This is a genomic window from Planomonospora algeriensis (assembly GCF_977012225.1).
On the sequence record NZ_CDRNDK010000940.1, the window covers coordinates 1 to 976 of the forward strand.

The 976-nt window shown below is 79.5% G+C and carries 2 protein-coding genes; one reads left to right on the forward strand and one right to left on the reverse strand.

Annotated elements, in window-relative coordinates:
- Positions 1-267, reverse strand: a 267-nt coding sequence (locus ACWJ6R_RS37035) for a hypothetical protein (RefSeq protein ID WP_449066655.1), incomplete at its 3' end; no start/stop codon positions are given.
- Positions 268-502: 235 nt separating this feature from the next.
- On the opposite strand from ACWJ6R_RS37035, the gene ACWJ6R_RS37040 reads away from it, so the two are divergent.
- Entirely contained in the window at positions 503-868 is a 366-nt protein-coding gene (locus ACWJ6R_RS37040) for a hypothetical protein (RefSeq protein ID WP_449066656.1), read from the forward strand.
- Positions 869-976 lie beyond the last annotated feature (108 nt).

The window sequence follows — 976 nt, forward strand, 5'->3', positions numbered from 1 at the left end:
CCGCGCCCCCCCTCCGGCCGCGCCCCGCCGCACCCCCTCGGCGACGCCCACCAGGAAGCCCGCGCCGGCGACGACGAAACCGGCCGCCCCTGCGGACGAGGCGGACGAGGAGTCCGAGCCCGAAGGTCCGGAGTCGGTCTCCGACGGCAGGCCGACCAGGACCGCGCCCGCACCGTCGACCGCGCCGACCCGGTCCACGCCCCCCGACGCGCCCACCTCCCCGGGCCCGACGCCCAGCGGGGACGGCGGCTCCACCCCGGCCACCACCCCGGCCTCTCCGGACCCGGTGCCGCACTGACCGTCCCCGGACCCCGTCGCGCGGCGGCCGTCCCGAAACCGGTGACGGGCGGCGGCGTTCCGTTCACACTGGCGGGGGGCGGAAGAACGGGACGGCAGCGGAGACGACGGCGGACGGCGGAACGGACACGACCTTGAGCGACGGGCAGATGGATCTCGCCGGGCACCGGCTGACCGGCCGGACGTGGATCGGCGACCTTGGCACGTGGTACTCGGCGGTGGCCCCGGCGGCCGGCCGGCGGGCGCGCTCAGGTTCGACGCCCGGCCGTTCGCCGACCCCGCGGCGCGGGACCGGCTGGTCGCGGCCGTGGTCGCGGACCGCAGGCTCCTCCAGGGCGGTCTGACGGGACTGGTCCCGGTCGCCGACCTGATCACCGCGCGGGGCGAGGTCTGGCTGCTCACCGGGGAACCGGCCGGCCCGACCGTGACCGACCTGCTGGCCCGGCGCCCGGCGGCCCGCGGCCCGGCGCGAGCGAGACGGCCACCGTACTGGCGGAGACCGCGCGGACGCTGCTGGCCGTGCACGCCGCAGGGCTCGCGCACGGCGCGGTGCATCCGGGCACCGTGGTGATCGCCCCGGACGGGTCGGTGCTGCTGGCCGAGCGCGGCCTGGCCGACGCCCTGCACGGGCGGCCCTCCGCTCCGGACCGGGACGTCGCGGCCTGGGCCTCGCTCGCCC